Source organism: Enterococcus sp. BWR-S5 (assembly GCF_016745255.1).
Taxonomy (GTDB): domain Bacteria; phylum Bacillota; class Bacilli; order Lactobacillales; family Enterococcaceae; genus Enterococcus_L.
This window is the reverse complement of sequence record NZ_JADOEQ010000018.1, coordinates 25,333-37,409: the sequence shown is the minus strand read 5'-3', so window position 1 is coordinate 37,409 and position 12,077 is coordinate 25,333. Positions and strand designations below refer to the sequence as shown.

At 38.7% G+C, this 12,077-nt stretch carries 12 protein-coding genes; 6 read left to right on the top strand and 6 right to left on the bottom strand.

Annotated elements, in window-relative coordinates:
* Positions 1–62 precede the first annotated feature (62 nt).
* The 3 genes from IW510_RS17850 (at position 63) to IW510_RS17840 (ending at position 2,102) form a co-directional block, all read left to right on the top strand.
* Complete coding sequence (locus IW510_RS17850; RefSeq protein WP_236674810.1) at positions 63–803, top strand: carbohydrate ABC transporter permease; 741 nt, start codon at positions 63–65, stop codon at positions 801–803.
* A 6-nt stretch (positions 804–809) separates the two neighbouring features.
* Positions 810–1,487 (top strand): DUF624 domain-containing protein, encoded by a 678-nt coding sequence (locus IW510_RS17845; RefSeq protein ID WP_202061925.1) that lies wholly within the window; start codon positions 810–812, stop codon positions 1,485–1,487.
* 420 nt (positions 1,488–1,907) lie between these two features.
* Complete coding sequence (locus tag IW510_RS17840; RefSeq protein WP_202061924.1) at positions 1,908–2,102, top strand: hypothetical protein; 195 nt, start codon at positions 1,908–1,910, stop codon at positions 2,100–2,102.
* A gap of 185 nt (positions 2,103–2,287) precedes the next feature.
* Here IW510_RS17840 and arcC read toward each other — a convergent pair whose 3' ends face one another.
* From arcC to ptcA, 4 genes are all read right to left on the bottom strand, one after another.
* Entirely contained in the window at positions 2,288–3,226 is a 939-nt protein-coding gene (gene arcC / locus IW510_RS17835; protein ID WP_202061923.1) for a carbamate kinase, read from the bottom strand.
* A gap of 120 nt (positions 3,227–3,346) precedes the next feature.
* The gene (aguA, locus tag IW510_RS17830; RefSeq protein ID WP_202061922.1) at positions 3,347–4,444 is read right to left on the bottom strand and encodes an agmatine deiminase; all 1,098 of its coding nucleotides are present in this window, start codon (positions 4,442–4,444) and stop codon (positions 3,347–3,349) included.
* 17 nt (positions 4,445–4,461) lie between these two features.
* Positions 4,462–5,823 (bottom strand): APC family permease, encoded by a 1,362-nt coding sequence (locus IW510_RS17825; RefSeq protein ID WP_202061921.1) that lies wholly within the window; start codon positions 5,821–5,823, stop codon positions 4,462–4,464.
* Between the two features lie 93 nt (positions 5,824–5,916).
* Positions 5,917–6,936 (bottom strand): putrescine carbamoyltransferase, encoded by a 1,020-nt coding sequence (gene ptcA / locus IW510_RS17820; RefSeq protein WP_202061920.1) that lies wholly within the window; start codon positions 6,934–6,936, stop codon positions 5,917–5,919.
* Positions 6,937–7,238: 302 nt separating this feature from the next.
* Here ptcA and IW510_RS17815 point away from each other — a divergent pair, with 302 nt between their 5' ends.
* Positions 7,239–8,201, top strand: a complete 963-nt coding sequence (locus IW510_RS17815; protein ID WP_202061919.1) for a response regulator transcription factor — start codon at positions 7,239–7,241, stop codon at positions 8,199–8,201.
* 73 nt (positions 8,202–8,274) lie between these two features.
* On the opposite strand, the gene IW510_RS17810 is transcribed toward IW510_RS17815, so the two are convergent.
* Entirely contained in the window at positions 8,275–9,273 is a 999-nt protein-coding gene (locus IW510_RS17810) for an Abi family protein (RefSeq protein ID WP_202061916.1), read from the bottom strand.
* A 148-nt stretch (positions 9,274–9,421) separates the two neighbouring features.
* Entirely contained in the window at positions 9,422–10,324 is a 903-nt protein-coding gene (locus IW510_RS17805) for a helix-turn-helix domain-containing protein (RefSeq protein WP_202061914.1), read from the bottom strand.
* Between the two features lie 348 nt (positions 10,325–10,672).
* Here IW510_RS17805 and IW510_RS17800 point away from each other — a divergent pair, with 348 nt between their 5' ends.
* Together IW510_RS17800 and IW510_RS17795 are read left to right on the top strand one after the other, a co-directional pair.
* A complete protein-coding gene (locus IW510_RS17800) occupies positions 10,673–10,918 on the top strand; it encodes a hypothetical protein (RefSeq protein ID WP_202061912.1) in 246 nt (81 codons plus the stop codon).
* 143 nt (positions 10,919–11,061) lie between these two features.
* Positions 11,062–12,027 (top strand): S66 family peptidase, encoded by a 966-nt coding sequence (locus IW510_RS17795; protein ID WP_202061909.1) that lies wholly within the window; start codon positions 11,062–11,064, stop codon positions 12,025–12,027.
* Positions 12,028–12,077 lie beyond the last annotated feature (50 nt).

The following is a 12,077-nucleotide window of genomic DNA, read 5'->3' as shown; positions in this document are numbered from 1 at the left end:
GAGGACTTTTGTTCGTGAGCTTGACAATCTTGGGTTTAATAACATTAGTGCCGTTTATTTGGATGGTGTCAGCATCCTTTAAGGCTAACAATGATGTCTATACCGTTCCAATCCAATGGATTCCAAAAGAGTGGCATCCGGAAAACTATGTGAAGATTTGGGAACGGGTACCATTGCTGACCTTCTTTAAGAATACTGGTATTCTAAGTGTGCTGATTACCTTGATTCAGCTGTTTACCAGCAGCTTTGCCGCCTATGGTTTTTCTAAAATGTACTTCAAAGGTAGAGATGTTCTATTTCTGGCCTACATTGCAACGATTGCTGTTCCTTGGCAATCCTATATGATTCCTCAATTTATCATGATGCGCAAGCTGGGCTTAACTGATACAATCTGGTCATTGGTTCTGTTACAGGCCTTTAGCGCTTTTGGTGTCTTTTTACTCAAACAGTATTACAGCAGTATTCCAGATGAGTTATGTGAAAGTGCTCGAATTGATGGATTGTCGGAATGGGGCATTTATCGGAGAATTATCTTGCCGTTAACAAAGCCGGCGATTGCCAGTTTAACAATCATTACCTTTGTGAATACTTGGAATGATTACATGGGTCCCTTCATTTATCTGACTTCTACTGAAAATAAGACGATTCAGCTGGGATTGAAAATGTTTGTCGGTCTGTACGATGCTGAGTACGCCTTGATTATGGCTGCTTCGGTTCTGTCTATTTTACCGGTAGCGATTGTCTTTCTTGCAATGCAGAAATACTTCGTGGAAGGTATTGCGACATCTGGCATGAAGGGGTAGGAAAAAATGATGAAATCAATGCGTACCTTTGAAAATAATCTCTATATGAAAGCATTCCGTCGGGTGTATAATTTGCTCGTATTTAATTTATTGTTTACATTGCTGAATTTACCGCTATTCTTAGCCTTCAATTTATTAGCTGTAGATTATCGTAATGTATGGTTCTTTCTGTTAGCTGCGTTGCCCTTTGGTGGGGCCTTCGCAGCCTTGATAGGTTCTCTGGAGCAGTTTGCTATGAACAAGGAATGTGAACCGGCTAAAGTTTTTTTCAGCCAAATTTATACCTTTTGGTTGAAAGGAACAGTCTACTGGCTCACAGCACTTGCTTGCTTAGTAGTTGTTGCTACTGATTTATTATTTTTTGCAGCGACACCATGGTTTCAGTGGATTAGTCCTTTGCTGTTTGTTGTGGGTGTAATTGGCCTGGGGATTTTTCTGAATAGCATATACTTTCAAATCAAAAATCCGTTGGTTGACAGCAAAGATATTTATAAAATAAGCCTTTATTACACCCTTAAAAAATGGTATACAACAGGGCTCAATGGCTTACTGCTAGTGCTTATTCTTATCTGTATGCTGTTAAAACCTCAATTTGGCTATTTGCTTGCTCCTTCACTGTTGGGTGGACTTATCTATCTGAATAGTGGAAAACTTTATAAGCCTGAAGCGACGAACAAAAATTGAGTGAAGGTCATAAAACGATAACTGAAATGGTCGAAAAAGAGAACTAAGAGCTAAAGCCTTGATGGTTAAGGTCTTAGTTCTTTTGTTTTATCATTTTCCTCTAATTGGGAATTACTACACAGCCGATGAGGGAGAGGGTGTCTTTTAGAAGGAGCTAGAGCAGGTGCTGCAAGATGCTGTAACGGATAAGCGCATAACGATTACTTTAACGAAGCCTCGTGAATAATTGCGTGAGGGAGCGGTTTGCTGTTGATAGAATGGTGGAATCTGAGCCTTTGTTTTTTCAAGGATTCGGATTTTTTGGTTGACGAATCAAACCTCAGCCGTAAGGTACAGAAATAATCAGTCTTGAGGCGGAAGAAATTCTGTTTGGGAACTGTTAAGATTAATTTATCAAGAAAACAAGTGGAGGAAAAGAATATGTTTGCAAATAATAGTTTAATCAAAAATATCTTAATTATCGTGTTGGTACTAATCGTTGGCGGCTGGGCTTTAGGAATTGTCGGAAATCTGTTATGGTTGGCTGTTCGCTTACTTATCCCGTGTGCAATCATTTACGGAATCGTTCAGTGGATTTCAGATCGCAGCAATGCTAGCAGAAGACGTAAGTTTTAAAAATAAAGAGTCAGAGGCGGATTAACGTCTCTGACTCTTTTTTACTATCAGCTTTTCTTTTTATTCAAGTGAAAGAGCAACAGTAGTTAGTTTTTTGGTAGTCATTCATTAAAATGAATGGTGGAAGCAACCGCCTGTCACTTGAATCATTTCATAAGGAGTAGATGTTTAATGATACTTACTTGCTAAGACCGAATAACAGTACCGCTTGAACCGTTTAGGGCATCAGCTGCTTTTTCCAGTGAGGCGATAATGGCTCTTCTTCCTGACTTGGAAGAGGCAAATTCCATTGCTGCCTGAACCTTAGGCAGCATACTTCCAGGAGCAAATTCACCGTCATCCGCATATTTTTGAGCTTGCTCTACGCTGATTTCTGTTAAGTTCTCCTGCTCAGGTGTACCGTAACGGATTGCTACATGGTCAACTGCTGTCAAAATGAAGAAGTAGTCCGCATCCACAAGGTCAGCCAGTTTAGCAGACGCAATGTCCTTATCGATAACAGCTGGTGTTCCGTCGTAATCCCCATCTGCTTTTTTGATTACTGGGACACCGCCACCGCCACAAGCAATCACGATAAACTCATTGTTCAATAGATTGAGAATCGATTTGCCTTCAACGATATTGATTGGAATAGGAGAGGCCACCATTTGGCGATAGCCTCTGCCGGAGTCCTCTTTAAAGACCATTGAAGGATTTTCAGCTTGCAGCTGGTCTGCTTGTTCTTTTGAGTAGAAGCTGCCAATGGGTTTTGTTGGATTTTTAAATGCCGGATCGTTAGGATCAACTTCAACCTGTGTAACAATGGTTGCAACATTCCATGGCATATTTTCTTTTCTAAGCTGACGAAGAATGCAGTTTTGCAAGTGGTACCCAATGTAGCCTTGGCTCATTGCTGTACATTCCGGTAATTCAAAATGAGCAATACTGTCATCGATATCCGCAGCTTTGTTTAACGCTTTTTCAATCATTCCCACCTGTGGACCATTTCCGTGGCTGATAATGATTTCATGTCCCAATTTAATTAAGTTAACTAAGGCCGGTGCAGAGTTGTTGATTTGTTCCAATTGTTCCTGGGGTGTATTTCCTAATGCGTTTCCGCCTAGGGCAATAACAATTCTTGACATAGAAGCCTCCTTTTAGCGTTGGTACTTTAGTAATTTTGAGAGTACCAATTTTCTTCACGGGATGAAGTAGAAAAGCATCCCGTGAAGCTGCTGTTTTTGTTTATATTTTTACCAATTGTTTTAACGTTTAGGCTGTTGTTGAGTAATACAGTGAATGTTTCCGCCACCATAGACAACTTCTACAGTGTTTACGCCAACCACTTCTTTATCAGGGAAAATTTCCTGAATCTGTTTGATTGCCAACGCATCATTTTCATCTCCGTATTGGGGAACAATAACACCGTTATTTGTAATTAAGAAATTCATATAAGAGGCAATACAGATATCGCCATCTTCACGTGGAAGTGTTCCTTCAACATAATCAATCTTGAAGCTGCCTTTAATTGTTACGTTATTGATAGGGCAGCAGATTTTATGCACACGTAATTTGCGACCTTTTGCATCTGTCATTTCACTTAGTCGTTTATATCCGTCTTGTGCTGCTTCATAAAAAGGACTGCTTTCATCATCCGTATAGATACAAGCAACTTCTCCCGGTGCAACAAAGCAAGCAACGTCATCAATGTGGCCATTGGTTTCTTCAGGATCGATACCGTCCTTCAGCCAAAGTACTTTTTCACAGTTGAGGTAATCACATAATTTTTGCTCGATTTCTTCTTTGGTCATATGAGGATTTCGTCCTTCACTCAACAGACACATTTCAGTCGTCAATACAGTTCCTTCACCATCGACATGGAAGGAGCCGCCCTCTAAAACAAAGTCATCGGTACGATAAGAAGCCACATGCTCAATTTCACAAATCTTGCGGGCAACGAGATCATCCTGATCCCATGGGAAGTATAATCCATCTACCAAGCCACCCCAAGCATTGAATGCCCAATCCGCGCCACGAAGCTCGCCTTGATCGTTTATCAGGAAAGAAGGACCGCAGTCACGAACCCAAGCATCGTTGTTAGACATTTCATAGACAGTAATATCCTCAGGTAGCTGTTGACGGCAGTTAGCGAACTGTTCGCGGGAAACAACGACATTCATTGGGGTAAAACGGCTAATCGCCTTAGCAACGTTCGTAAACGCCTCTTGTGCCGGTTTTCCTCCATCACGCCAATTGTCCGGACGTTCCGGCCAAATCATCCATACCTTTTCCTGCGGCTCATATTCTGCCGGCATACGGAAGCCGTCTGCTTTTGGTGTTGTATTCATTACTCGTTTTGCCATGTCTTAACACTCCGTTTCTATTTTTTGATTTTCTTTATAATGATAATTGCTTCTCCGATGATAATAAAAACAATGGTTCCAATTGTAATAGGCAGCTGTTCATTCAATGATTCTGCATCAAATTGCAATGGAACTGCCGTAAAGATTAGGGAAATAATAATCATAACCATTGGAACAACAACTAATACTTTTAAGAATGTATCACTGCCGCCTACCTTGAACGGACGAGGTGTGTCGGGATCAATTTTCCGTAATTTGTAAAATGCAGGAAAGACCGGTACATAGGATAACAAGAACATCACCAGATTCAAGGAGAAGAATGCCCAGAATAAATCCTGGTTTGGTAAAATTGGTGCAATAACGACAACAATTGAAGCCACAATTCCGTTCATCAATGCTGAACCGATAGGCATGCCATTCTTTTTGCTACGCAGTGCGAAAAATTTTGGCATATCGCCATTTTCTGCAGCATAACAAGCAGTATTGTTTACGCCTAAAGACCATGAAATCATGTTTCCGAAAAGTGTCAGCAAGAATAAGAATGCCATTGCGCCGATAAAGAATCCGGAAGTAGAATTAGTCAACAGCTTGAAGCTATCCATTAAACCACTACTTGTACTGATTTCACTTGTAGGAATCGCTGCACTAATCCCGAATGCCGAGAAGATGTAGATAGCAGCAATGACGATGCCGGCAGCAATGATTGACTGAGGGATTTGTTTCTTTGGATTTTCCATGTCATCTGCAAAGGTACAGATAACTTCAAACCCCAGTAAATTGAAGATGATAACTGAAATAAAGGATAAGCTGTGTAAATCGAAGCTTGGTAATAGCGAGCTGACAGTGTACTCGTTAGCAACACCTTTGGTTACAGCACCGTAGATACCAAGACCGCCAATTAATAAAGCCAACAGCATTTTAATGATTGCGGCACCGTTTAAAATCCAGATACTGTCGCTGACAGGATAGAAGCTGATCCAGACAATAATCCAGATGAACACCAGCTCAATAATCACCGCGCCAAATGTAGATACTTCAATGCCGGTGATGGTGGTAATTAGTTCCGGACACATAACAGCCAGAGAAGCAAGCCATAGGGGATAGTTAATCCAGTAGAACCAAGAGACACGAGAGCCCCAACGGTGACCAAAGGCTTTGGTTACCCAGTCGTAAATTCCGCCATCGCCAATATACGTCGTTCCCAACTCGGAGGAAATCAATCCGTATGGGAGCAAGAAAGCGATTAATAGGAAAATCCACCAAAAGAACTGAGAGTTTCCGATTGCTGCAACCGGTGCAGCTGCCTCAGCAACAAACACAACACATATAACTGATAAAATAGCACTAAATAAACTGAACTTTTTCCGTTTTCCTTCCATTTTGGACATCCTTTCTTTTCTGTCACATGGAAGCAAAAACAGCAGAGAGGGGATGATGATTATAGTTCTCTGCTGTTCTTACCACAACGCTGTTTATAATACGGTGTTCAGAAGAACCTCTAACTCAGCTTTTGCTTTCGCCTGAGCCGCTTTATCGACAGGATTTTTCTCTGCAAAGTCATTCATCAAATAGACAAGCAGTCCGCGAATAGATGTCAGGCGATTTTCGGCTTCATCGAAGCAGATAGAATTTGGTCCATCAATCACTTCATCGGTTACTTCTTCTCCACGACTTGCAGGAAGACAATGCATGAATTTCGCATTTTTTCCGGCTTTATTCATCATTTCTGTATCTACTTGGTATTTAGGATAGAAGGTACGCATACGTTCTTCTTCTGAAAGCTCAGCTTCATATAAACCATACCAAACATCTGTGTAGACAAAATCAGATCCAATGATTGCATCCTCATCATCTGTAACAGTGTAGCTGCCGCCTGAAACTTTACAAATCGCATCCAGTTTTGCTTTATGGTCATCGTTTAGCTGGAATCCTTTTGGACCGAAGTGAACAAAGTCCATCCCCATTTTTGTTGTCACTAATGCATAAGAGAAGCAAACCTGTGTCGCATCACCAATAAATGATACTTTGCAGTCTTCCAATTTTTTACCTTCAGGCAAATGCTCGATCATTGTACAAAGGTCACCCAGCTCTTGTGTTGGATGATTGTAATCTGACATTCCGTTGATTACAGGGATTGTGGCATGTGTTGCCAAGTCGTTTACACTATGGTGGCGTTCCACACGAGCCATCAGGATATCTACTAAGCGTGATAGGACACGACTTGTATCTTCAATCGTTTCATGACCACCTAACTGAATTTGGCCAGGTGCCAAATATTGTGCATGACCACCTAATTGTGTCATCGCTGTTTCAAATGAAACTCTTGTTCTAGTAGAAGATTGTTGGAAAATCATACCCAGTGTTTTATTTTTTAATAATGGTGGATAATAGTTGTTTTTGATACACGCTTTAATCTTTAATGAAAGATCGACAATTTCTAAAATTTCCTCCTTCGTATAATTTTCTGTTGTAATTAAATCGCGTTTATTCATGTTTGTTCCTCCTAGGGAAATATTTTTTACAGTTTCATTCTATGAATTTTTACCTCAGTTTACGATAAACTGAATGACCTAAACGGAAAAAGAAAGCGTATACAAAAAGAAGAGGAAAAAAGCTTTGATTTTTAAGGTTTTAAAAAGACTGATATATCAAGGGTTTAGAAAAGTTTAGCTAAAAAGTTTAGAAATTTTTTTCGCCAAGTGAAAAGGTTGATGTTATAATTTGAGTAGATGAAAGGTACTGAAGAAAGTTTATCGCTTAAACTAGTTCATTTAAATGAAAGGGGTTTCTTTTTATGATTGCAGTCTTCCTATATAATATTCTGTTGATCGTTTTATATGCGTTGGCGATGGCATTATCCATCAATTTTTTTCTTCGACGGAAACAAACACTTTTTTTACTGGTAACAATTTATCTGCTCTTTTTCATTTTTGATAATGCTATTATTTATATGACCGAATTCATCAATAGCTTTGCTTCTAGCTATAACGAGACATTTATGAGCATTCCTGTCGCCAAAACAATTATCTATGTTGTAAATGCTTATTGCTCTTTACTGATTATTAATAACCTCCTCAAAAGAAAAACTTCCTTTCTTCAATACAGTTTCGTGGTACTCCTGACGATTTGGATGTCGTTGGTTCCATTAATGGCAAACTCAGCCACAAAGGTCTGGCTCTATTATTTACCAAATCAACTATTTTTGATGTATCTTGGTTTATATGGCTGGCATCATTTGAAAAAGACAACCGATTTCTCTCCTGCAAGATACTTCTATACGAAATGGATAAGTTTATCCTCTATGCTTTTTGGTCTATTGATTCTTTTGGAAGATTCCTATGTTATTTACCGTGTCGATCAATATACATTTTTGAATGTAAAAATCAATAATCGAAATATTTGTGAGGACATTTTCTCTATGCTTGTTTGTTTCTTGTTGCTGCACTATTTCTTTAAAACGGAAGAGCAAGTCATAGAAGAGGTCGTAGAGGAAAAGGAGGATGTGCAATTCCAACAATTTTGCCGTCACTACGGGTTTACTCAGCGTGAGCAGGAAATCTGTATTTTGTTGTTGGAGCACAAATCCAATCAGCAAATCGCCGATGAGATATTTCTTTCGTTGGGGACGGTGAAGACACATATCCATAATATTTTTATTAAGCTGAATGTTAAAAAGCGCAACCAAGTGATTGAAGCCTATGAGGCATTTAACAAATCAGGAAAAATCGGCACGGAAATCTCATCAACAGCTGTTTAGAAGACATGAAAAAGGAGCACCGGAGAATGAAGGCCGGTGCTCTTTTTTCTATGGGAGGTACAGTAGTTGTTTGCTAGATTTCTCGCAATAGCTCAATGAAATTACGAGGTAAATAAACACGATAAAGCAGCAGGTCATAAATGCGCTTGTTCTTTCTTTCCAGCTCTTCAAACAGCTTCTCAAGATCATTAATAAAGTCACTCTTAATCTGATTGCGGTTGGAGAAAAGGAGGCAAATTGACACAAACAGTGCAAAAACGCGGTAGGAGCGTTCATAAATATAGGCAGAAGAAAATGCGGCATCCTGAAGATATTCTTTTAGAAGTCGTTCCTTTAATCTGGTTTTTAAAGGAGTCTCATGGATCATTAGTCGAGAGCCATGAGCAACAATGTTTCTATACAAATGAACAGTCTTCATTGCCTGCAAGAAAAGTTCCTTCTTGAGTTCATCCGGCTTTTGCGGATATAAGAATATATTAGCTACACTGCGCTTTATTGATGGCCGGCACAATTTATACCATTCGTAGACAACGCCTAAACTAAGTGTTGGAATAACAATCCAGGGAGGGACATTGCCATAGTTCTCCCGGAAATGCCTGATAGGAGCTACTCGACTATCGTCAATCCGAGTAGCTATTTTGTCGAATGTTTTTTCTATGGAGTAGGAACCTTTAAAAGCGCCGGTTTGAATCACATAGCCGTTAGAGTAATTATTTTTATCCAAATAGCGTTGCTGGTCAGATCCTAGCTCAAGAGAAATATAGTAGCTTAAGGAGGATTTAAAGGTGGTCTCAATCATCATGATGTACTTATAGAGAATGGAAGCCAGACTCTTATCAAAGTCGCCAACCAACAGTGTGTCTTCAAGTACTTCTTCAAACAGCTGATTTCCGTAATCGACACTTTCCTCTGACTTGTTTTGTTGAAACAGCTCTTTATAGCTATTAATGATGCCATAGTAGGAATTATTTATCAGGACATATTTTGCAGACTCTTCGTCCTTGAAGCGCATATTTCTTGATTTGAGTATTTCCACCTGTTCATCCAGTGTTTTAAATGTTTTATCTTCCATTAGTAACCCCTTTACATGAAAAAATCTCACTAGAAATAGTGAGATAGAGGTGCAAGGCACCCAGATTTTTATATTATTATATTAACTTTAATGTTACATTGTGTCAATAATTTGTGTTTTGGGAGTATAGTTAAATACAAAATTGGTTTTAGTCTAAGCTTAGAGTATTAATTGGTGAATCATCTTTTTCTCTACTCGTTAATGTCAGGCGTTCTACTTCTTTTTCTGTCATTTTTGAGAGTTTTGTTTCTCCAAGATCGTTCAGAAAATGAATATAATCATAGACTTTTCGAATATATTGATAATTGCCTTTAGTTAGGTAAAGGTAGAGGTTACTTAAATATTCAATATTCATCCTGTATTTATAATCCTGATTACCTTCATTTTGCTTTTTTGCCAATGTTAAGTATTTATTTGCTTTTTCATAGTTTAATTTATATAGCTCTGTAGTTATCAAATTTATAATCAAATTATAAGCGAATTGTTTTGTTGTGGCAGTTCTATTTTCTTCATCTTTGATAGGTATTGCTTTATTAACTAACTTTTCAGCTTGGGTGTCACTCATCAAGAAAATTGTATTGGACATTAGTGTGTAATCGTATTGAACATAGTAGGACCTGTTATTTAAATAATTGAAAACATCATTTAACTCGTGAGAAGTAATTGATGGGATTTCTTTCCAATATTGAGAAAAGAAGACTTTGATAGCAATATAATTTGATAAATCCTTTAGTTTCATTTTTGAATTCATTTCCATTTTTTTGTAATAACGAAATAATTCGTTTTTCTTTGTTTGATTATTAAGATGATTAGCGCAATATTGAAACAAGCCTCTGAATCGTTGTTGTTCTTCATCAATTGAAGAGTAAAGAAAAAATTCTTCAGGAGAAATTGAAAGCTGGTCAAGAATCGAAGTTAAATCAGATATCTTAATATCCTGTTTTCCATTTTCAATTCTCGAATAAGCAGAGGTATCGTGGCCAGGCCACATCTCTTTTTGAGTCAGCTTTAATTTTCGTCTAAAAAAGAGTAGAGTCTCACTGATATTCATAAATTAAATCCTCGTTATTTTTTGCTAAATTATATCACATTTGAATTAATTTGCGAAGATAACGACCAAATTTGATTTAAAAACATCGTGATTTTTGATAGTATAATAGTGTAGTTAATCAAAACACGGGGGTGTTCAAATGCTTGCTTTAGGACTAATTATCATTCCACTTGTTGTTATTGTCACACCATAAAATCCGACAATAAAAGCGTGCAATTGCTGAAGAAGGAGAACGGAGCGTAGGGGCTTCTGTTCTCTTTTGTTTTATCAGATGTGTAGAAAAGCTTTAAGCTAATTTTAAGCATGTGAGTGTATCCTTTGTTCTTGTTAAGAGAGGAGCAGCTGCTTATGAAAAAAAAGATAAATAAATGGATGGTTAGTACAATCGTTGTCAGTGTGCTGTCAGTTGGAATTATTTCTTTCCTTAGTTATAAGCTGATGACACAGCCGACTATGGAGATGCCAGAAAATGGACAAATGATGGATGGCGAGATGCCGGACGGAGAAATGCCGAGTGGGGAACGTCCTCAGGGAGGACCTCCCGGAATGAATCAGGATTCCGGAACAGAAAGCAGCAATGCTGCTGATATTTAAAAAATAGAACCAAAGATTAAGAGGGATTTCAGATTTCTCTGTCTTTGGTTTTTTATTTGTATAGTCTATTCCTATCGATTTTATGACGCTAAGAGTTTCTTTCTATGCTACAATTTAGGAATAATAAAGAAGGAGGGAATCATATGATTATTCCAAAAAAACTGAGGATTGGTGATGAAATTAGAGTTCTTTCTCCTTCAAGTAGTATTGAACGGACAGGCGGGCTGGAAGCAAATCAAGCTGCTGAGGAAACATTGCGAAAACTCGGTTTCAAGGTAACCTTTGGTAAGCATATACTGGAAAATGATGTGCTGGGATCAGCATCGATTGAAAGTCGAGTGGAAGATATTCATCAAGCTTTTCTTGATGAGCATGTGAAAGGTATACTGACATCGATTGGTGGTTTCAATTGTAATGAGCTACTGCCATATCTGGATTATGAGCTGATTAAGAACCACCCTAAAGTTTTTTGCGGGTATAGTGACATTACGGCATTAAGCAATGCAATCTACGCCCAAACAGGTCTGGTAACCTATAGCGGACCTCATTATACGAGCTTCAAAATGCGTGTCCATCAGAAGTATCAAACGGAATGTTTTAGAAATGTTTTGATGTCTGAAGGCAAGCATCAATTGTCAGCTTCTGATACGTGGAGTAACGATCCTTGGTATATGCCGAACTATACACCTCATATTCAACAAGGGGAGTGGAAAATTTACTCAGAAGGCAAAGCCTCCGGAACTAGTGTAGGAGGAAATATAGGAACATTCAATCTGCTGCAGGGAACGAGATATCAGCCGGCTGACGAAGCGGTTGTTGGCTTTCTGGAATTGGAGGAGGAGGGTGATTTTCGTGACTTTACTAGAGCTATCGCCTCTTTTTTACAGGCTTACACACCAAAAGCTTTGCTGATTGGCCGGTTTCCGCAAGAAACGGAAATGAGTGAAGAACGGCTGCGGTTGGTTTTAGGAAAATACCCTGAGCTAAAATCGATTCCTGTCATTTATGACATGGATTTCGGTCATACACAACCTATTATGACGTTTCCAATTGGGCAAGTGGTACATGTGGATACGTTCTCGAAAGTGGTATCATTCTTTGATGAATGAGCCTAGTCAGTAAAAATGTCCTTTAAAGCAAGGTCATTTAAATCCCGCTT